This is a genomic window from Micromonospora sp. WMMD961, assembly GCF_029626145.1.
GTDB lineage: Bacteria > Actinomycetota > Actinomycetes > Mycobacteriales > Micromonosporaceae > Micromonospora.
Genome location: NZ_JARUBJ010000002.1, coordinates 5524417 through 5545203 on the forward strand (window position 1 = coordinate 5524417; position 20787 = coordinate 5545203).

The 20787-nt window shown below is 73.3% G+C and carries 16 protein-coding genes; 11 read left to right on the plus strand and 5 right to left on the minus strand.

Going from position 1 to position 20787, the window contains the following annotated elements; genetic code table 11:
• Positions 1-174: 174 nt before the first annotated feature.
• Positions 175-1314 (minus strand): glycerate kinase, encoded by a 1140-nt coding sequence (locus tag O7614_RS24900; protein ID WP_278142373.1) that lies wholly within the window; start codon positions 1312-1314, stop codon positions 175-177.
• A gap of 68 nt (positions 1315-1382) precedes the next feature.
• Here O7614_RS24900 and nadA point away from each other — a divergent pair, with 68 nt between their 5' ends.
• The 6 genes from nadA (at position 1383) to O7614_RS24930 (ending at position 11818) form a co-directional block, all read left to right on the plus strand.
• Positions 1383-2582 (plus strand): quinolinate synthase NadA, encoded by a 1200-nt coding sequence (gene nadA / locus O7614_RS24905; RefSeq protein WP_278140865.1) that lies wholly within the window; start codon positions 1383-1385, stop codon positions 2580-2582.
• A gap of 212 nt (positions 2583-2794) precedes the next feature.
• Positions 2795-4150 (plus strand): UDP-N-acetylglucosamine 1-carboxyvinyltransferase, encoded by a 1356-nt coding sequence (gene murA / locus O7614_RS24910; RefSeq protein WP_145779648.1) that lies wholly within the window; start codon positions 2795-2797, stop codon positions 4148-4150.
• Positions 4151-4333: 183 nt separating this feature from the next.
• Positions 4334-4927, plus strand: coding sequence for a DUF3043 domain-containing protein (locus tag O7614_RS24915; protein WP_278140866.1), 594 nt, complete (start codon positions 4334-4336; stop codon positions 4925-4927).
• 213 nt (positions 4928-5140) lie between these two features.
• Positions 5141-5701, plus strand: coding sequence for a helix-turn-helix domain-containing protein (locus tag O7614_RS24920; protein WP_278140867.1), 561 nt, complete (start codon positions 5141-5143; stop codon positions 5699-5701).
• Between the two features lie 385 nt (positions 5702-6086).
• Positions 6087-10775, plus strand: coding sequence for a WG repeat-containing protein (locus O7614_RS24925; protein WP_278140868.1), 4689 nt, complete (start codon positions 6087-6089; stop codon positions 10773-10775).
• A gap of 44 nt (positions 10776-10819) precedes the next feature.
• A complete protein-coding gene (locus O7614_RS24930; RefSeq protein WP_278140869.1) occupies positions 10820-11818 on the plus strand; it encodes an aldo/keto reductase family protein in 999 nt (332 codons plus the stop codon).
• A 58-nt stretch (positions 11819-11876) separates the two neighbouring features.
• On the opposite strand, the gene O7614_RS24935 is transcribed toward O7614_RS24930, so the two are convergent.
• Both O7614_RS24935 and O7614_RS24940 read right to left on the minus strand, forming a co-directional pair.
• Positions 11877-12674 (minus strand): site-2 protease family protein, encoded by a 798-nt coding sequence (locus tag O7614_RS24935; protein ID WP_278140870.1) that lies wholly within the window; start codon positions 12672-12674, stop codon positions 11877-11879.
• The gene (locus O7614_RS24940) at positions 12674-12874 is read right to left on the minus strand and encodes a hypothetical protein (RefSeq protein WP_088988327.1); all 201 of its coding nucleotides are present in this window, start codon (positions 12872-12874) and stop codon (positions 12674-12676) included. Before O7614_RS24940 ends, O7614_RS24935 begins: the two co-directional genes overlap by 1 nt.
• A 103-nt stretch (positions 12875-12977) precedes the next feature.
• Between O7614_RS24940 and O7614_RS24945 the strand changes: the two genes are divergently transcribed.
• From O7614_RS24945 to O7614_RS24960, 4 genes are all read left to right on the plus strand, one after another.
• Complete coding sequence (locus O7614_RS24945; protein ID WP_278140871.1) at positions 12978-13202, plus strand: hypothetical protein; 225 nt, start codon at positions 12978-12980, stop codon at positions 13200-13202.
• Positions 13203-13260: 58 nt separating this feature from the next.
• On the plus strand, positions 13261-15213 hold the full coding sequence (locus O7614_RS24950; RefSeq protein WP_278140872.1) for a bifunctional adenosylcobinamide kinase/adenosylcobinamide-phosphate guanylyltransferase: 1953 nt from the start codon (positions 13261-13263) through the stop codon (positions 15211-15213).
• Positions 15203-15976 carry an adenosylcobinamide-GDP ribazoletransferase gene (locus tag O7614_RS24955; protein WP_278140873.1) on the plus strand — a complete coding sequence of 258 codons (774 nt, stop codon included), beginning with the start codon at positions 15203-15205 and terminating at the stop codon, positions 15974-15976. Before O7614_RS24950 ends, O7614_RS24955 begins: the two co-directional genes overlap by 11 nt.
• A gap of 65 nt (positions 15977-16041) precedes the next feature.
• Positions 16042-17340 carry a DUF2314 domain-containing protein gene (locus tag O7614_RS24960; RefSeq protein WP_278140874.1) on the plus strand — a complete coding sequence of 433 codons (1299 nt, stop codon included), beginning with the start codon at positions 16042-16044 and terminating at the stop codon, positions 17338-17340.
• A 91-nt stretch (positions 17341-17431) separates the two neighbouring features.
• Here O7614_RS24960 and gcvT read toward each other — a convergent pair whose 3' ends face one another.
• A complete protein-coding gene (gcvT, locus tag O7614_RS24965) occupies positions 17432-18562 on the minus strand; it encodes a glycine cleavage system aminomethyltransferase GcvT (RefSeq protein ID WP_278140875.1) in 1131 nt (376 codons plus the stop codon).
• 161 nt (positions 18563-18723) lie between these two features.
• On the opposite strand from gcvT, the gene O7614_RS24970 reads away from it, so the two are divergent.
• Positions 18724-20298 (plus strand): leucyl aminopeptidase, encoded by a 1575-nt coding sequence (locus O7614_RS24970; protein ID WP_278140876.1) that lies wholly within the window; start codon positions 18724-18726, stop codon positions 20296-20298.
• 57 nt (positions 20299-20355) lie between these two features.
• Here the strand turns inward: O7614_RS24970 and O7614_RS24975 are convergent, their stop codons facing one another.
• Positions 20356-20685, minus strand: coding sequence for a hypothetical protein (locus tag O7614_RS24975; RefSeq protein ID WP_278140877.1), 330 nt, complete (start codon positions 20683-20685; stop codon positions 20356-20358).
• Between the last annotated feature and the right edge of the window lie 102 nt (positions 20686-20787).

The window sequence follows — 20787 nt, forward strand, 5'->3', positions numbered from 1 at the left end:
TCTCCCTGCGCGGTTTGGGTCCGGACGCGCTGGCCAACGCCGCGCGCCGTCCAGTGATTCCCGGTTGTGGTCCTCAGCCGATCGTACGCCGCCTCGGCCGGGTGCACCCGGGTGGCGTGCTGCCCGCCGCAGGTCGGCCCGGTCGCCAGGCGGGCGGCGGGGCGGCCGGAACGCTCAGCGGCTCCACTGCCGGGCCAGCCGGGCGCCCAGCTCGCGTAGGCCCTCGGCGGGTCGGCTCAGCGCGGCGTCGAGCCCGCCGCCCTCCTCGCCGCCGAAGTGCTCGACCAGGCTGTACGCGTCGGTGACCCCGGCCGACGCGGCCTCCCGCCGGCCGGTGCTCACCTGCCCGGCCACCACGACGCAGGGGACCCCTCGGTCGCGAGCTGACCCGGCCACCCCGGCGACCACCTTGCCGCGCAGCGACTGGTGGTCGAACGACCCCTCACCGGTGATCACCAGGTCCGCGGCGTCCAACGCGGCGTCCAGTCGGGTGGCCCTGGTGACCAGGCCGATGCCCGACTCGCAGCCGCCGCCCAGGGCGAGCAGCGCCGCACCGATGCCGCCGGCGGCACCGCCCCCGGGCAGGTTGGCGAGCCCGGCCGGGCAGCCAGCCAGATCCCGCTGCAGCACCGTCGCGAAACGCTCCAGTGCGGCGTCGAGCAGCAGCACGTCAGCGCGGTCGGCACCCTTCTGCGGGCCGAACACGTTGCTCGCGCCGTGCAGGCCGAGCAGGGGGTTGTCCACGTCGGTGGCCGCGACGAGCCGGACGCCCCGCAGCCGGGGTACGCCGTCGAGGGCGTCGACCAGGGCCAACGCCGCCCCGCCGTAGGGCAGCGCCGCACCGGTGGGGTCGAGCGGTGTGACGCCCAACGCGGCGAGCATCCCGGCCCCGGCGTCGTTGGTGCCCGAGCCACCCAGCCCGATCACCACCGTCCGGGCGCCGCTCTCCACCGCCGCGGTCACCAACAGCCCCAGCCCGTACGAGGTGGTGGTCTTCGGGTCGCGCTCGGTCGCGGCGAGCAGGTGCAGGCCGCACGCCTGGGCGCTCTCCAGGTAGGCGGTCGCGCCGTCGGCGGTGAGCAGGATCTCACCGGCCACCGGCCGCCCCAGCGGATCGACTGTCGCGACCGGCACCCGCCGGCCACCGAGGGCTTCGGCGAGCACCTCCACGAAGCCCGGCCCACCGTCGGCGAGCGGCCGGATCAGCAGATCGTCGCCCTGAGCGACGGACCGCCAACCGTCGGCCACCGCGGCGGCCACCTCCGGTGCGGACAGGGTGCCGGCGAACTTGTCCGGGCAGAGCAGCACGCGCATGCCGAGCAGTGTGGCAGCCCACACCGAGGGAGGCTGCGTCGCGCTCGCGCTGTGGGACCATGGGCTACGTGACTTCGACCTGGGTGGAACCCTCCAACACGGCGACGGCTCTGCTGCTGCTCGGCCGGGGCAGTGACCCCGACACCGAGCGTGGCGTCGAGTGTCCGGGCGACCTGCCGGCGCCCAGCGACCCCGACCTGGTGGCCCGCGCCACGGCCGCGAAGGCGAAGCTGGGCAGCAAGGTCTTCGTGCTGGGGCACCACTACCAGCGCGACGAGGTGATCCAGTTCGCCGACGTGACCGGCGACTCGTTCAAGTTGGCCCGGGAGGCCGCCGCCCGTCCGGACGCTGAGTACATCGTCTTCTGCGGCGTGCACTTCATGGCCGAGAGCGCCGACATCCTCACCACCGACGCGCAGCGGGTGATCCTGCCGGATCTGGCCGCCGGCTGTTCGATGGCGGACATGGCGGTCCTCGGTCAGGTCGAGGCCGCCTGGGACACGCTGACCGAGCTGGGCATCGCCGCCGAGACCGTGCCGGTGACGTACATGAACTCGTCGGCCGACATCAAGGGCTTCGTCGGCCGCAACGGTGGCGTGGTCTGCACCTCCTCCAACGCCAGGCGCGCCCTGGACTGGGCGTTCGAGCAGGGGTCGAAGGTGCTCTTCCTGCCCGACCAGCACCTGGGCCGCAACACGGCGGTGCTGGAGATGGGCCTGTCGCTGGACGACTGCGTGCTCTACGACCCGCACAAGCCGGGGGGCGGCCTCACCCCGGAGCAGCTGCGCGACGCCAAGATGATCCTGTGGCGGGGGCACTGCTCGGTGCACGGCCGGTTCACGCTGGACAGCGTCAACGACGTACGGGAGCGGGTGCCCGGGGTCAACGTCCTGGTCCACCCGGAGTGCCGGCACGAGGTCGTCACGGCCTCCGACTACGTGGGCTCGACCGAATACATCATCAAGACCATCGAGGCGGCTCCGGCCGGCTCGGCGTGGGCGCTCGGCACCGAGCTGAATCTGGTCCGCCGGCTCGCGCTGGCGCACCCGGACAAGCAGATCATGTTCCTGGACAAGGCGGTCTGCTACTGCTCGACGATGAACCGGATCGACCTGCCGCACCTGGTCTGGGCCCTGGAGGAGCTGGTCGCGGGCCGGGTCGTCAACCAGATCACGGTGGACGCCGACACCGCGCACCACGCCCGGGTCGCGCTGGACCAGATGCTCGCCCTGCCCGGTTCGGACACCCCGCCGCCGACGGCGTCCTGATCACGATCCGTAGCGTCCTTGGTACGCAAAAGTGCCGGATCACCGATTAATGCCACACACGCCGATCTGACCGAGTCCTTTTTCGTCACCGAGGGCTATGCTGCCGGAGCGACGACACAAGCGGGCCGTTTCGACATGGCCGCATCCGGGGTAGCGACAACGTTCAGGCGCCCCACCATCAACACGGCAGCACCGACGCGCTGGAGGTTGCGTTGACCGACGACGTCCTGGTTGTGCACGGAGGCACTCCGCTCGAAGGGCGGATCCGCGTGCGCGGCGCGAAGAACCTGGTTTCGAAGGCGATGGTCGCCGCGCTGCTCGGCGACAGCCCGAGCCGACTGTTCGACGTGCCGAAGATCCGTGACGTCGAGGTGGTCCGGGGTCTGCTCGGTCTGCACGGCGTCAAGGTCACCGACGGCACCGAGGACGGCGAGCTCGTCTTCGACCCGGCGAACGTGGAGAGCGCCAGCACCGACCAGATCAACGTGCACGCCGGTTCCAGCCGGATTCCGATCCTGTTCTGCGGCCCCCTGCTGCACCGGCTCGGGCACGCGTTCATCCCGGACCTGGGCGGCTGCCACATCGGCCCGCGCCCGATCGACTTCCACCTCCAGGCGCTGCGCGAGTTCGGCGCCACTGTCGACAAGCGGCCGGAGGGTCTGCACCTGTCCGCGCCGAACGGGCTGCACGGCACCAAGTTCGCCCTGCCGTACCCGAGCGTCGGCGCCACCGAGCAGGTGCTGCTGACCGCGGTGATGGCCGAGGGTGTCACCGAGCTGCGTAACGCCGCGGTGGAGCCGGAGATCATCGACCTGATCTGCATCCTGCAGAAGATGGGCGCGATCATCAAGGTCCACACCGACCGGGTGATCGAGATCCAGGGCGTGCCGAAGTTGCACGGCTACACCCACCGGCCCATCCCGGACCGGATCGAGGCGGCGAGCTGGGCGGCTGCCGCCCTGGCCACCCGTGGTCACGTCGAGGTGCTCGGCGCGCAGCAGGCCGACATGATGACCTTCCTGAACATCTTCCGGTCGGTCGGCGGCGAGTACGAGGTCACCGACGCGCGCGCGCCGAAGCTGGGCGACCCGGGCCAGGAGGGCGGCATCCGCTTCTGGCACCCCGGCGGCGAGCTGAACGCGGTGGCACTGGAGACCGACGTGCACCCCGGCTTCATGACCGACTGGCAGCAGCCGCTGGTCGTGGCGCTCACCCAGGCCCGTGGCCTGTCGATCGTCCACGAGACGGTCTACGAGCAGCGACTCGGCTACACCGACGCGCTCAACTCGATGGGCGCCAACATCCAGGTCTACCGGGACTGCCTCGGCGGCACCCCGTGCCGCTTCGGTCGGCGCAACTTCAAGCACTCCGCGGTGATCGCCGGGCCGAGCAAGCTGCACGCCGCCGACCTGGTCATCCCGGACCTGCGCGCCGGGTTCAGCCACCTGATCGCGGCGCTCGCGGCCGAGGGGACCTCCCGGGTGTACGGCGTCGACCTGATCAACCGGGGCTACGAGGACTTCGAGGCGAAGCTCGCCGACCTGGGCGCACACGCCGAACGTCCGTAAGGTCGACCGCTCTCCGTCGGCTACGACGGCTCCAGCTCGGCCGCCGGCCATCATTCGGCCGCCGCGCCGGCAGACGGCGCTCCGGACCGAATAAGGGCCGGTCTGACGTCGCGTGTCGAGCTGGAGCCGTCGCCGGTGCACCGCGATGTGCACTTGGCGGATGACGTTGGCTACCCTTGCCGCGTGCCGTCGCTCTTTCGCCGCAAGTCCACCGACCTCGTCGACGAGGCCGTCACCTCGGTGACCCCCGAGGAGACCGCCGAGCGTCCCCGGGGTTACACCCCGGCCAAGGGTCGGGAGACTCCGAAGCGGCCGACCGTCGGTCGCCGCCCGGCCGGTCCCAGCCGCCCCCTCACCAAGGAGGAGGAGCGGGAGCGTCGCCGCCAACTGCGCGCCGAGGCCGCGTCGGAGTTCCGCCGCGAGGGCGGCCCCCGCGACCGTGGCCCGGAGCGGCTGTTGGCCCGCAACGTGGTCGACTCCCGGCGTACCGTCGGCACCTGGTTCTTCGGCGGCGCGCTGATCGTGCTGATCGGGTCGAACGCCGCGATGCCGCCGCTGGTTCGGTTGATCTCCAATGTGCTGTGGGGCGCGTTGGCGCTGGGCGTGGTCGTCGACTCGGTGCTGATCTGTCGCAAGATCGGCAAGCTGGTCAAGGAGCGCTTCCCGAAGACCGATCAGCGGATGGGGTCGCTCTACCTCTACGCGGTCATGCGGTCGATCACGTTCCGGCGGATGCGTGCCCCGGCTCCCCAGGTCAAGCTCGGCGACAAGGTCTGATCCCGACTCCCCCACGCACTGCCAGACCCACGCAAGATCGGCGAAACTGCTGCCTCGGTCGTCTCGGAGGCAGCAGTTTCCGCGTTAGTGGGTGGGGCTCGCCGCTCCTTGCTGGTCCTGGCGAGGCGCGGCGGTTGTTGGCTGTAGCGTGCGGAGAGGTCACCACGTTGGACGTGTTCGTCGGCCGAACGCTCGATGCAATGGAGTGACCGAATGGCTCCGGAACCCGCAGCACCGCTGGCCACCATCGCCGCCGCCCTGCGTCGGGAGCGGGAACGGGTCGGCATGTCGTCGACCGAGTTGGCCCGCCGAGCGGGGGTGTCGAAGTCCGCCGTCTCCCAACTGGAAGCGGGCACCGGCAACCCGAGAGTGGAGACGCTCTGGGCTCTGGGCGTGGCGCTCGGCGTGCCGTTCAGCCGGCTGATGGAGCCCACCGAGGTCGACGTACGGGTGGTCCGGGCAGGAGACGGCCCGCACGTCCGCTCCGAGCAGGCCGACTTCACCGGCACGCTACTCAGCGCGGGCGCGGCACACCTACGCCGGGACGTCTACCTGATCGAGCTGGAACCGGGCGCGATCCGGACCGCGGACGCGCACACCCCTCGCAGCATCGAGCACGTGGTGGTCGCCGCCGGCCGGCTGCGGGTGGGCCCGGAAACGGCCCCGGTCGAACTCGGCCCCGGCGACTACGCCACCTTTCCCGGTGACGCCCCGCACCGCTACGAGGCGCTCGTGCCCGGCACGTTCGCCGTCCTCATCATGGAGCACCCCTGACCGGAGGCGGCGATCCCGCCCGAGCCGGAAGGCCCTCGGGTGCGGTATGGTCAAAGGCCAGATTCGGTTATAGGACCAAATGTCCGAAACCAATGGGATAACGTTTGCGCCCATGGGCGGCGCCACAGTGGCGGTGAGCGAGCCCACGCCGTTACCCTCCATCCGCAGCCACGGGCTGCCGGAGCGGGTGACCTGACCGGCACGCGAGGCCCCAGCGCGACAATTTGCAACGAGGTGACAACGCCGTGAGCGAGCGGACGCGAGCCGGCCACCGGGGCGTGGCAGGCGGCGACCGGACGCCCGGTGGTCACCCGGTCGCGGCTGCGCACAGCTCGCCTCCGTCGAGGATCGGCCGAGTGGCCGGGTGTGGCGACGGGCTCGGCGGATGAACGGCCGTTACGACGACCGGTGGCCGGACCCCAACGAACCGTCCTGGGTGGTCGAACCGACAACCGAGTGGCACCCCCAGTTCCCCGGCCAGCGTTACCCCGGCGACATCGGCGTCCTCCACCAGCCGCCGTCGCGCGGCCGCGCGACCGGCCGCGCCGAGGTCCCGCCGCTGGCACCGACCCGCCCCGACGGCACCTACCTCGGCCGGTCCTGGGCCGACGAACCGCCGGAGGAGCCGACACCCCACAGCCGGTCCTGGGTGGACGAGAGCCCGGGCGACACACCGACCTACGGTCGACCCCGCGGCGACGTAGCCGGATCCGCCTACGGCCGCTCCGACAGCACCGACTCCCGCACCTACGACCACGAGCCGTACCGCCGGCCACTACCGGAACCCCCTCGACGCGACGAACGCCGCTCGCCCGAGACGGACCGGCGTACCGCCTGGTCGGACCGGCGCCCCGGCGACGAGCGCGGACCAGCGCGGGAGGCCGCGTGGCACCGGGACCAACCCACCTCCGAGCGGTACGACGCCCGACGCCCACGACAGGAACCCACCGAGCGGGATCGGGGATACTCCGGCACACCACCGGTGTCACCAGCACCCCGGTCCGACGTCGGCTGGATGCCCGAGCCGGACGACTCGCCCCGCCGTCGCGCGCCACAGGACCGCCCGGCCGCCGGTTACGAACGGCACCCCGGCGACGGGTACGGCGAACGACCCACCCGTGACCGCAACGGGCGCACCGCCGACGACCGACCCGCCGCCGCCGACCAGTGGGCGTCGGTGGACGGCCGCACGCGGTACCGCGCCGACGGGTACCCGACGCGGGAGGCGGACGACGTCCGTCGCCCGGAGCGGCGCTACCGCGCGGACGAAGGGTTCGAGGCAGCACCGGCACCCAACGGTGGACGACGACGCCGGCCCGAGCCGGACATGCCCGAACCGCCCCGCCGCGACGACGACCGGCGTCGGCCCGACGCCGACCCGCACCGGCAGCAGCCCCGTGAGGCGGTCGCACGCGCCGAGGCGTACCCGGAGCGGCGTTCCCGCGAGGAGGCCCGACCGGACGCCTACCGTGCGGACGGGCACCGCGAGAACGGATACCGCGAACCTCGGCCCGGCCAGCGGCCCGACGGCGGCCTGCCCTGGCCGCCAGCGGGCCCGCTGCATCCGGACCGCACCCGCGAACAGAGCCACCGCACCGCGGACCCACACCGCACCGCGGACCCACACCACACCGCAGACCCACACCGCGTCACGGACCCACACCGCGCCGCGGACCCGGTGCGCGCTGCGGACCCGTACCGCACCACCGACCCACACCGCACCACGGAGCCGTACCGCCCTACGGAGCCGTACCGCATCACGGAGCCGTACCGCACCACGGAGCCGGGCAGGCCGTCGCGGCCGGAGCAGCCGCCGGCCCGCCCCGACGAGCGGCCGGCGACGGCCCCCTCCCGGTACGACGAGCGGCCCGAGCGCCCCGCGGCGACGGCTCCACCGGCACCGGCCTCACCGGGCCGTGCCGCACCGGTTCCGCCGGTCACCCCGGAGCGACGGGTGCCGCCGACGCCCGTTCCTCCCGCCGCGCCCGTCTCCCCCGCTGTACCCGTCACCTCAGCGGTGCCCGTCTCCCCCGCTGCTCCGGGCCCGGACCGCCCGGTGTCGGCCGCCCCGGTCTCCCCGGCCACCGATGTTCCCGTCTCGGGCCCACCTGCCGCACGCCTGCGGCTGGAGTACCTGCCTGCCCCGGCGGACCCGCCACACGTCGGCGAACGGCCGGACGGCCCGCCCGCACCTGAGCGCCGGACACCGACCGAACCGGCACCGGCTGCCCACGCGCACCCCACCCCGCCGCCGCGTTACCCGGGTCCGGACGTCGGCGACCGCCCGGTGGAGCAGCGGCGAGGCGAGGAGCCGGGCTCGGAGCGTCGACGGGTCGGCGGCCCGGTGGGCGGGAGCGCGCCGACCGACCGCCGCCCGGCCCCGCCGGACCTCACCCACTCCCCGGAACGCCCGCAGTCGCCCGCGCGCCCGTACCCGCCGGAGCGGCCGGCTCCGACGGCGGACAGCCGCCACCCGGTCGGACCGCCGCCCGCATGGCAGGTCCAGGACAAGACGGCCGATCGACCCGCGTCGAGCCCGGCCACCCCGAGCCCGGCGACCCAGGATCCCCCGGCGGAGGACGTCGACCTGGCGCTTCCACCGGCCCCCGGCACGCCGCGCCGCTACGTACCCCCGCCGCCCATGGAAGGGCCGGCGGCACCTGTTGGGGAGCCGGAGGAGGTTCCGGGGACCCGCGGGCCGGACGCCTGGTTCAGCCCCGCTCAGCAGACCGAGCCCGAGCAGACCGAGCCGGCGTCGGCCCGGCCGTCGTCCGAGGACGGGTCGACTGCGGACGACCTCGGCCCTGCCAGGGCACCCGGCACGACAGACCGGGACCCGTCGACAGTGACATCCCACGTCCACGGCCGGGCGGCCGACGAGCCCGTCAGCGCTTCGACCTCGACCGACGACCGCGAGCAGGTCTCCGCGCCGCCCGTCGAGCCGGTCACCGCGCACCCCACCGAGGACACCAGTCCGGTCGAGCAGGAGCCGGCAGGCGAGACCGCACCGCACGATTACCTGTGGGACAGTGCGCCCGGTTCGAACACCACCGGACCGACGGACGTGTCGCCCGCCGACGACTGGTCGAGCGCCGCTGCGCCCTCAACCCGACCCGAGACACCGGACGACGACGCGCACGAACCCGTCTCGGACCCTTCGACGCCGCCGCAGGCAGCCACCGCGCCATTCGTATCGGCGGCACCCGTCTCCGCACCACCGGCACCCGCGCCCCCGCAACCAGCCGCCGCAGCACCGGTCTCCGCGCCGCCCGCGCAGCCGGTCTCCGCAGCACCCGCGTCCGCGCCGCCGACCCCCAACGCACCCATGCCGGCAGTGCCCGTGTCCGCACCGCCCGCTTCGCTGATGCCGACCTCCGCGCCACCCCTGCCGGACCCCGCATCCCCGATCTCGGCACCGCCCATCTCCACACCGCCCATCTCCGCATCCCCGATCTCGGCACCGCCCATCTCCACACCCCCAGTCTCGGCGCCACCGGTCTCGGCGCCACCGGTCTCCGCGCCGCCCGCGTCGACACCACCCGCCTCGGTGATGCCGACCTCCGCGCCACCCCTGCCGACCTCCGCGCCACCCGCGTCGGCCGTTCCCAGCCCCAGGAACGGCGGGGACGACGTGCCGCTGTCGGCACCACCTGCCGACGACGTGCCGGTGTCCGCACCACCCGCCGACAACGTGCCGGTGTCCGCACCACCCGCCGACGACGTGCCGGTCTCCGCACCACCCGCCGACGCCGCTCCGGCACCGACCCGCCCGTCGCTGGCCGACCCGGGCGACCCGGAGCAGGTCCTCGCCGCCTACCGCTGGCGGTTGGACCCGGTCACGCTCCGCGAGGAGCTGACCGAACCGGACGACCTGCGGGCCATTCGGCGGCGGCTGACCGAGAAGTTGGGTTCGGCTGTCGACAATCGCGCCCGCGCCCGGCTGCTCAGCCTGCGCGCGGTCACCTCGCGGATCCTCGGTGACCTCGACGACGCGCTGGCCGACGGTCGACTCGCCCTCACCTACGCCGAGGCGACCGGCGAGTTGCGCCGGACCGCGCTGGCCCAGGCCAGACTGGCCCACGTCCTGCGCTGGCGTGGCGACTTCGCCGAGGCCGACCAACTCTTCGCCCAGGCCAACTCGGTCGAGCTACCCGACCGGCTGCGGGCCGCGCTACACGAGCACGCCGGGCGGTCGTGCTACGACCAGGGACGGCTCATGGAGGCCTGCGAGCATTTCGAGGACGCGCTCGACCTGCGCGGTGCCGGCGACGCCGAACTGCTGGGGCGGATCCGGGTGGCTCTCGACGCGGTCACCGTCCGGGCCTCGGCGGACGGCTTCGGGCCGTACCCCCGAGGTCGTGACGAGGTGCTCGACCGCGACCGGCCCCCGCTGCCGGAGCGCGACGGGCCGCTCTGGGGTTACGCCGGCCCGGACGGCGACCTGGTCATCCCCGCCCGGTACGCCGAGGCGCAACCGTTCCACGACGGGCTGGCCTGGGTCCGCCGGCCGGACACCGACCGGTGGTCCCTGATCAACCTGCTCGGTACGACGGTGATCCCGCCGTCCTTCCGAGCGGCGCATCCGTTCAGCGACGGGCTCGCCTGGGTGGTCGGTGACGGCGGCTGGACGGCGATCGACGCGACCGGCACGGTGCAGGTCGCGCCGAACTTCGCCGAGGTACGACCGTTCCGCCGCGGGCTGGCGGCGGTCCGGCGTGAGGGGTGGGGGGCGGTCGACCGGACCGGGCGGATCGTCGTGCCCACCCGCCACCACGGGTTCGTCACCGAGTTGGCCGACGGCCAGAAGGTCGACGGTTTCACCGACGAGGGGCTAGCGGTGGTCGACGTGGCCGGACGGCGCGGCGTGGTGGACCGCACCGGCACGGTGCTGGTTCCGCCGGCGCACCCGATGCTGGTCATCCATCCGGTGGCGTTCCTGGTGGGCACGGACACCGGGCGGTGGGGTGCGCTGGACCGGCGCGGCGCGGCACTGATCGACCCGGTGCACCGCGACCGTGCCGAGGTGCTGGCGGAGATCGACCGGCTACTCACCGACGCCAATCCCGTGCTGTGAGTGGCCGGTCGACGGTAGTGATCTACCGGAGTTAGGGTCGTTACATGGAATTCCGACACCTGGGCCGTTCCGGCCTGCTGGTCAGCGAGATCTCGTACGGCAACTGGATCACCCACGGTTCCCAGGTCGAGGAGGACGCGGCCTTCGCCTGCGTCCGCGCCGCCCTCGACGCGGGAATCACCACATTCGACACCGCCGACGTGTACGCGGGCACCCGGGCCGAGGACGTGCTCGGCCGGGCGTTGCAGAACGAGCGCCGCGAAGGGTTGGAGATCTTCACCAAGGTCTACTGGCCGACCGGGCCGGGCCGCAACGACCGCGGCCTCTCCCGCAAGCACATCATGGAGTCGATCAACGGCTCGCTGCGCCGGCTGCGCACCGACTACGTGGACCTCTACCAGGCCCACCGCTACGACCACAGCACCCCGCTGGAAGAGACGATGGAGGCGTTCGCCGACGTCGTGCACTCCGGCAAGGCGCACTACATCGGCGTCTCCGAGTGGAACGCCGAGCAGCTGCGTGCCGCCCACCCGCTCGCCCGGGAGCTGCACATCCCGCTGGTCTCCAACCAACCTCAGTACTCGATGCTGTGGCGGGTCATCGAGGCCGAGGTCGTGCCGGCCAGCGAGGAGCTGGGCATCGGCCAGATCGTGTGGTCGCCGATGGCGCAGGGCGTGCTCTCCGGCAAGTACCTGCCGGGCCAGCCGCCGCCGGCCGGTTCCCGCGCCACCGACGAGAAGTCCGGCGCGGGCTTCATCTCCCGGTTCATGAACGACGACGTGCTCACCCGGGTGCAGCGGCTCAAGCCCCTCGCGGAGCAGGCCGGGCTCAGCATGGCCCAGCTCGCGGTGGCGTGGGTCCTGCAGAACCCGAACGTCTCGTCGGCGATCATCGGCGCGTCCCGCCCCGAGCAGGTGCACGACAACGTGAAGGCGGCCGGGGTGAAGCTCGACGCCGAGCTGCTCAAGGCGATCGACGAGGTCGTCGAGCCGGTCACCGAGCGGGACCCGGCGAAGACCGAGTCCCCCGCGCAGCGTCCCTGACGCGAGTCCGGTCCGGTCGGCGCGTACCTGTCGCGCTGACCGGACCGGCCTGGTCGGCTCAGCTCTGCCAGAAGCGGACCAGGTCGAGGCCGGTGGCGTACAGCCACGAGGGCAGACCGAGCAGGTCACCGACCGCGAAGACCGCGTCGAAGAACCAGCCGCCGATGCGCGGGTTCCACAGCAGCGCGAAGAGCAGGATGAAGCCGTACGGGGCGAACAGGTCGTACATCTTGCGCCACTGCGGGTTGAGCCACGGCTGGATCATGTTGCCGCCGTCCAGGCCGGGCACCGGCAGCAGGTTGAGCACGCTGGCGGTGAGCTGGAGGAAGGCGAGCAACGCCACCCCGGCCCAGAACTCCACCGGGCCACCCGACTGGGTGCCGAGTCGTACCGCCGCCACCAGCACCAGCATGAACAGCACGTTGGTCGCCGGGCCGGCGAGGCTGACCAGGGTGTGCCGCAGCCGACCCGGGATGGAGTGCCGGTCCACCCAGACCGCGCCGCCGGGCAGGCCGATGCCGCCGAGCAGCAGCACCACCACCGGCAGCACGATCGACAGCAGCGGGTGGGTGTACTTCAACGGGTTGAGCGTCAGGTAGCCCCGGTGGGCGATGTCCCGGTCGCCGGCCCGGTAGGCCACCACCGCGTGGGCGTACTCGTGCAGGCACAGCGAGACCAGCCAGCCGGACACCACGAAGAGGAACACGTTGAACCGGGCGTTGCCGTAACCGTTCCAGGCCAGCACCCCGCCGACCGCGAAGAGGGCGACCAGGCCGAGGAAGATCGGGCTGGGCCGGAACGCCGCCCTGGGTACGCCGAGGACCAGCCCGTCGGCGCCCGGCCGGTCGTAGGCCATCACTCGGCCGTGGGCAGCAGGCTCATCCGGTACTCCACCCGGTCGTCCTCGACGAGCGCGACCGAGGTGACGCCGGACGTCGCGAGCTCCCGCCAGGTCTGACCGATCCAGGATTCGGCGTCGGCCTGGCTGCCGAACGACTCCGCCGGTCCCTCGACCGTCTGACCGTCCGTGCCCTCGTACCGCCAGCTCCACGCCATGCCGCGTCTCCCCTCGCCGCTGAAGTCCCCGTGGGACGAACCCTCGCCAGCGTAGTCGGCCCGGCGCGCAACGGCCGCTCGCTGCCCCCGCCAGGACCCGCAGGTGGATCAATTCGATCGAGCGCGTACGGTCGCCTCGGTGGCGCTGAGCGCCATGGTCGTGGCGACCCTGCGACCGGCGGCGGTGGGACGGAGCGTCCGCCGCGCCGAGCGGCTCCGGTGGACAGGACGACGCGCCGAGCGCCACCCCGGGGCCGCGCACCACGACGCCGGGCGGCACGCCGACCGGTACGGCCAGCTCAACAGTGGCTTCGAACACTGCGGCTGATCATCGCCGAGCCCGGGCCGGCAGGCACGGCAACGGTGGGCGGCCTTAAGGTACGGGCATGTCCGTAGACGGGTGGAACACGGTCCTGGTGCTCGGCGGTATCCGGTCCGGCAAGTCCGAGTTCGCCGAGTCCCTGGTCACCGACGCGCCGGTGGTCCGCTATGTCGCCACCGCGCCCGAGGGCGACCCGGAGGACACCGAGTGGGCGACCCGGCTGGCGGCGCACCGCGCCCGGCGGCCCGGCAGTTGGACCACCGAGGAGACCACCGAGGACCCCCGCCGGTTGGCCGACGTGCTCGCGTCCGCCGAGCCGAACGAGACGCTTCTGGTCGACGACCTGGGCGGCTGGGTGACGGTGCTGCTCGACCCGGACCACCAGCCCGCCGACGACGTGGCGACGATCGCGGAGCTGGCCGAGGCGCTGCGCGGCTGTGCCGCGCGGGTGGTGCTGGTGAGCCCCGAGGTGGGGCTGTCGCTGGTGCCGACCACCCCGCTGGGCCGGGCGTTCACCGACGCGTTGGGCGCGGCCAACCGCGCGGTCGCCGACGCCTGCGACGCGGTGGTGCTGGTCGTCGCCGGTCAGCCGGTCTGGCTGAAGCCCGTCGCCGCCCCGGCGGCCCTCTCCACCGAGACGGCACCGGCGACGGTCCCCGGTGAGACCACCGCGGCGACCTCCGCCGGCAGCGCCGCACCCGTCGTCGCGACCCTGGCCGACGCCGAGGACATCCCCGAGGTGCAACTGCCCGACGTGTTGACGCACACGCCGCCGGCCGCGCCGAACCAGGAGCCCGGCAACCCCTGGGCCGCGCCCACCATGGCACTGCCGATGGTGGCCACCGGGCTGGTCATCCAGCCGGGCATGGAACTGCCGATGCCCGACGAGTACGCGGGCCCGCAGGCGGTGGACCGGCTGGCCACGCTGGACGTACCGGGCGCCGGGCTGGGCGTGCTGGACCGGGTGGTCGGGTTCGCCGCCGCCACCCAGGGCACCCCGACCCCACAGGCGTGGGGCTCGGTGCGGGTGTTGCTGCTGCACGGCGACCACGCCGGCGGGGCGTCGGCCGGTGCCGTCGCCGGTGAGTCGGCGCGCCGGGCCGCGCAGGCCCGCGCCGGCAAGGGCGCGTTGGCCCGGTTGGCCGCCGAGAACGGCGCCAGCCTGCAGGTGGTGGACGTGCCAGCCTCCGCCCCGATCGAGGACGAGCCGGCGCTGACGCTCGACCAGGTCGAATCGGCGCTGCGCTACGGCTGGCGGCTGGCCGAACAGGCGGCCGACGCGGGCGTACGACTGCTGGTCCTGGGGGCGTGCGGAGCCGGCACCGAGGCGGCCGCCGCGGCGGTGCTCGCGGCGACCGCTGGGGCCGAGCCGCCCACCGTGCTGGGGCGGGTGATCACGGGCTCCGGCGAGATCGACGACGCCGCGTGGATGGTCCGCTGCGCGACGGTACGCGACGCCCTGCACCGCACCCGCCGCTCGTCGCGCGGCGCCAAGGACATCCTGGCCGAGCTGGGCGGCGGCGACGTGGCGGTGGCCACCGGCGTGCTGCTCGGCGCCACCGCCCGCCGGGTGCCGGTGCTGCTCGACGGACCGGTCGGCGTGGCCGCCGGCATGGTCAGCCGCGACCTGGCCGGGCAGGCGCGGCACTGGTGCCTGCTCGCCGACCACGGAGGGCACCCGGCGGTGCGGCTCGCCGCCGACGTATTGGGTCTCACCCCACTGCTCGACCTGCGACTGGATCTCGGCGAGGGCGCGAACGCGCTGGTCGCGCTCCCGCTGCTGCGGTCGGTGCTGGCGCTGTCCGCCGCACTGCCGGTCCACCCGTCGCTCGGCGGCGACGACGACGCGGCCCCGGCCGTCGACGAGCCGGAGTCCACCGACCCGAGCTACCCCGACGCGAGCTACACCGCCCCGGACGGCACCGAGCCCGACTTCGCCGAGCCGGAACCGGCCGGCCCGGGTCCGGCCAGCATCGGGGCGGACGACCAGCCGGCGTCGGGCTGGCGTGCCGGCTGAGTCGCGGTTCCTCGCCGGGACCCGGCTGGCGATCACGACGTTCACCACGCTGCCGGTGCGGGCCGGACGGATCGACCGCCCGGTCGCCGGCACCGCGATGGCACTCGCACCGGCGGTCGGCGCGTTGCTCGGCGCGTTGCTGGCCGGAGTGCTACTGCTGAGCGGCGCGTTCGCTCCACCACTGGTGGCCGCCGGTGTGACGGTAGGCGCTGCCGCGCTGCTCACCCGAGGGCTGCACCTGGACGGGCTCGCCGACACCGTGGACGCGCTCGGCTCGTACCGGCGGGGCGCCGCCGCGCTGGACATCATGAAGAAGCCGGACGTCGGCCCTTTCGGGGTGGTCGCCCTGGTGGTCGTACTCCTGGTGCAGGCGGCGGCGCTCGCCGACCTGGCCGGACGGTCCTGGCCGGCGTGTGTCGCGGCGGTGGTCACGGCGACCGCCGCCGGGCGGTTCGGCGTCACGGTCGCCTGCCGGCGGAGCGTGCCGGCGGCCCGACCGGACGGGCTCGGCGCGCTCGTCGCCGGCACCGTCGGCCCGCTGGCACTGGTCGTCGGCGCGGTCGCCGTGGCGCTGCTGGCGGTGCCCGCGGTGCCGGGCCGCCCGTGGCAGGGGCCGCTGGCCGTCGCCGCCGCGCTCGCCGTCGCGCTACCGCTGCTCACACACGTGGTACGCCGACTCGGCGGGATAACCGGGGACGTCCTCGGCGCGACCGTCGAGGTGGTCACCACGCTGGTCTACCTGGGTCTGGTGCTGTCCGGCTGAAGCGGGCGGGACCGGCCGGGTAGCGTTCGGCTCGACAGCACCGGCACGGCCACCGGGGGAACCCCATGCTCATCACTGACGACTTCCTGCCCGTACCGGTGCCGGAGTCGCTCAGCGCGACCTACCTGGTGCCGATGACGGGGCTGCCGAAGGTCAGCGCGAAGACCGCGGTGGCGGCGCTGACCGGCCGACTGGCCGAGCCGGTGCACGGGTTGGCCCGGCAGATGCTGGACAGCCCGCTGATGAGCGTCGACACCCGGCCGATCAGTGAGTTCCCCGAGCTGCCGCCGGACCTGCTCACCGCGTTCGGCGCGACCGAGGAGCAACTGGCCCGGCTGGCCGCGGCGACCCACCTGGTGGTCGTCCAGGCCGAGTACCGGCCGGGTTGGCCGCCTGCCCACGAGTGGGCGGCCCGCGCGGTCGCGGCGGCCGTGGCGGAATCCCACGACGGCGACGTGGTGGACGTCTTCGGCCTGCAGTTCCTCGACCCGGCGACCGCGTTGCGCTCGCTCCCCGACGAGCAGGGCCGCATCCGGCTGGTCGACTGGGTGCTGGTGCCGTACTCGTCCGACACCGAAGGGCTGTGGTTCACCACCAAGGGACTGCGCCGCTTCGGCCTGTTGGAGTTGCAGACCCAGGGGGTGCCCGACCACCTCACCCGGGCCTGGGGTGCGGTGATGACCGGGGCGGCCCGCCGGCTGCTGCGGGACTGGACCGACGGGCTCACCGGCGAGGAGGTCCCGGCGTTCGTGCAGTTGCCGGTGCTCGCGACCGTCACCGGGCACGACATCGCGGTGGCGTACGGCAACCCGGAACAGCACGGCGCGACCGCTCCGGTGCTACTGCGCCTGGAACTGGACCCGGCGACCGACCCGGAGGCCGACTCGTTCCTCAGCCTGCGCCCGCCGGCCGGGCACCCGGGTCCGGACGGGCGCTACTACGCCGCCGCCTGCGCGACCCTGTTCTCCGGGATCCAGCCGGACGTGCGCTACGCCCGATCGGGTGACGCGATGAGCCAAGCGGTCGACACCGCCCGCGCCGCGCTGGGTGACGTGCGCGCCCGCTTCGTCGCGGGACAACTGCCCGCCGAGTCGCAGTTGGTGGTCAAGTACGGCCTGCCCGGCGACGACGGCCCGGAGTACGTCTGGGCGGGTGTGACCTCCTGGGAGGTGCCGGAGCGGATCGTCGGGGTGAGCGCCAGCGACGCCAACACCGACCAGAGCGTCCGCATCGGCGCCCCGGTCGTCGTGGAGACATCCGACGTGGTCGACTGGGCCGTCCTGGACGCCACCGGCGTCATAGAGGGCGGCTGGACCCAGGCAGTCCTAGACTCCGGCGAACCCCCAACCCCCACAACCCCCTGAGGCCCCGACACCGGCGTTGATCATGAAGTTATCGCCACGACACGCCGACGCCGTGGCGATAACTTCATGATCGACCAGGTCTGGGTGGGGGTTAGCGCACCGAGGGGGTTACGAAGGGGGGCTTGGTCAGGGTCAGGGGGGCTCGGCGGCCCCGGATGTCGACCTCGACCTGGTCGCCGTCGGTCAGGTTGGCGTCGGTGTTCACGAGGGCGAGCGCGATGCCCTGCTTGCGGGTCGGGCTGAAGGTGCCGCTGGTCACCTCGCCGACCTGGGTGTCGCCGACGTGCAGGGTCATCCCGGGCCGCGGAATGGCCCGGTCGACGGCCACCAGGCCGCGCAGCGTACGCCGGGGCCCGGCGGCCTTCTCGGCGAGCAACACGTCGCGACCCCAGAAGGCCGGCTTGCCCCAACCGACCGCCCAACCGGATCGGGCCTGCACCGGGCTGATGTCCAGGGAGAGATCCTGCCCGTGCAGCGGGTAGCCCATCTCGGTCCGCAGCGTGTCCCGGGCAGCCAGGCCGCAGGCGCGCAGCTCGAACGCCTCGCCGGCGGCGAAGAGCGCATCCCAGACGGCGACCGCGTGCTCCGCCGGCACCACCAGCTCGTAGCCCAGCTCACCCGTGTAGCCGGTACGGCAGACGGTCAGCTCCACCCCGGCCAGGCTCGCGGCGGAGAAGCTCATGTAGTCGTGCTCGGTGGGCAGGCCGAGGGCGGCCAACAATTCCGCCGAGCGGGGGCCCTGCACGGCCAGCACGGCGTACGCCTCGTGCTCGTCGGTGACGGTGACCTGCGCGGGCGCGGCGGCGCGCAACCGGCGCACCACCTCGGCGGTGTTCGCGGCGTTCGGGATGAGGAAGACGTGGTCGTCGGCGTACAGGTAGGCGATGATGTCGTCCACCACACCGCCGGTGGCGTCGTCGCAGCAGAGCGTGTACTGCGCCCGGCCGGGGCCGATCCGGCCCAGGTCGTTGCTGAGGCAGGCGTTGACGAAGTCGGCCGCACCAGCGCCGGTCACCCGGGCCTTGCCCAGGTGTGACACGTCGAAGACCCCGACCGCGGTCCGGACGGCGGTGTGCTCCTTGAGTACGCCACCGCCGGCGTACTCCAGCGGCATCTCCCAACCGCCGAAGGGAGCGAACTTGGCGCCGGCGGCGGTGTGCCGCTCGTGCAGCGGGGAACGTCGCAGCCGGGTCGCGGCGGCGGCGGAGGTCACGTCGGTCATGGGTGGCAACTTACCGGGGGCAACGTGGCTGGTTAGCATCGGCGGAGCCCGCTGACCCGGTCAGCGGGACAACCATGACGTCCGGCGGGTAGGTTCCGCCGGAGACCTTCACCGCCGGTACGCGACGCCGCGACCGGCCCGGCCCGCCCGGAGTAGCTTCAGTGACAGCACCCCGCACCACCAACCTGAGCCTGGTCGACACCGACCCGGCCGAGCTCGCCGTCGACGCGATCGTCATCGGCCTGCACAGCCAGACCGGAGAGCAGGACGCCACCAGCGGCCTCGCCGGCACCCTGCTGCTCGCCAGTGGCGCGGAGAGCATCGCCGCCGCCTTCGACGGCAAGCTGACCGAGACCCTCGCGCTACTCGGCGCTACCGGCGGGCCGGGTGAGGTCGTCAAGCTGGCCACGTTGGGCACCGTGACCGCCCCACTGGTCGTCGCGGTCGGGCTCGGCCCGGAGCCGTCCGGCGCCGCCCCGGCCCCGGAGACGCTGCGCCGAGCCGCCGGTGCGGCGGTCCGGGCACTGGCCGGCGCACCGAAGGTCGCGTTGGCCCTGCCGCTGCCGGACGACGCGGACGCGTCGGCGGAGCTGCGCGCGGTCGCCGAGGGTGCGCTGCTCGGCGGGTACCGGTTCGCCGGCTACAAGACCCGCCCCCAGCCGACCCGGCGGGAGCCGGTGGCCGAGGTGCTCATCGCGGTGCCGGACGCCGGTGACGCGGGCGCCCAGGCAGAGGTCACCCGGGCCCAGGCGGTGGCGGGCGCGGTCCGCACCAGCCGGGACTGGGTGAACACCGCCCCGAACGAGCTGCGTCCGCCGTCGTTCGCCGACGCGGTCGCCGACGCCGCCCGCGCGGCGGGTCTCGACGTCGAGGTGCTGGACGAGGCGGCGCTGGTGGCCGGTGGGTACGGCGGCATCGTCGCTGTCGGGCAGGGCTCGGAGGCGCCGCCGCGCCTGGTGAAGCTCACCTACACGCCGCAGAACGGTGGCAACGGCAAGCGGGTCGCGCTGGTCGGCAAGGGCATCACCTTCGACACCGGCGGCATCTCGATCAAGCCGGCGCAGGGCATGTGGGAGATGAAGTCCGACATGGCGGGCGCCGCAGCGGTCGGCGCGGCCATGCTGGCGATCGCCGCGCTGAAGCCGTCGGTGGCGGTCAGCGGCTACCTGCCGATGGCGGAGAACATGCCGTCGGGCACCAGCTACCGCCCGGGTGACGTGATCACCATGTTCAACGGCAAGCGGGTCGAGGTGCTCAACACCGACGCCGAGGGCCGCATGGTGCTGGGCGACGCCATGGCCCGCGCCTGCGCGGACGGCACCGACTACCTGTTCGAGACCTCCACCCTGACCGGCGGTCAGGTCGTCGCGCTGGGTAAGCGGATGGCCGGTGTGATGGGCACCCCGGAGCTGTGCGACCGGGTCCAGGCGGCCGGGGACGCGGTCGGCGAGCCGGCCTGGCCGATGCCGCTGCCCGACGACGTGCGTAAGGGCATGGAGTCCGACGTGGCGGACATCTCGCAGGTCAACGCCGGGATGGACCGGGCCGGTCACATGCTGCAGGGCGGTGTGTTCCTGCGCGAGTTCGTCACCGACGACGTGGCCTGGGCGCACATCGACATCGCCGGGCCGGGCTACCACTCCGGCGAGCCGACCGGCTACTGGACCAAGGGTGGCACCGGCGTCCCGGTCCGCACCCTGGTGCAGCTCGTCGAGGACGTCGCCGCCAACGGCTGAGATGTAAGGAAGGGCCCCTTATTAACGCTGAGCGTTAATAAGGGGCCCTTCCTTACATCAGTACTGCTCGGGGCGACGTTTGCGGCGCTCGTTGAAGTCGCGCATCCGCTGCGGGTAGCCCATCAGCCGCACGTCGTACACCGGGATGCCCATCCGGTACGCGAAGCGCCGCGCGCCGTCCGGGCCGTCGATGCGCCGACGCGTCCACTCCCCGTCGTCGGCGATCAGGATGACAGTGGTCTCCGTCACCGTCGTCCGGGGCTCGATGTACGCCTCGACGCCGCGCCGGCTCCGGATGAAGTTCTCCAGATGCTCCAGATCGCCACGGTCGGCGGCACGGTCATGGCTCGGCACAGCCGTCTGCTTGCGGCGCCGGAACAACCCCACCGGTTCTCTCCCCCAGCTTTATGTCATCGACAACGGTGCCAAGGGTACGTGTCGATGACGTGTCGTTGGGCACCTCGGTACGCACCCTGTGCCCGGTGGTGA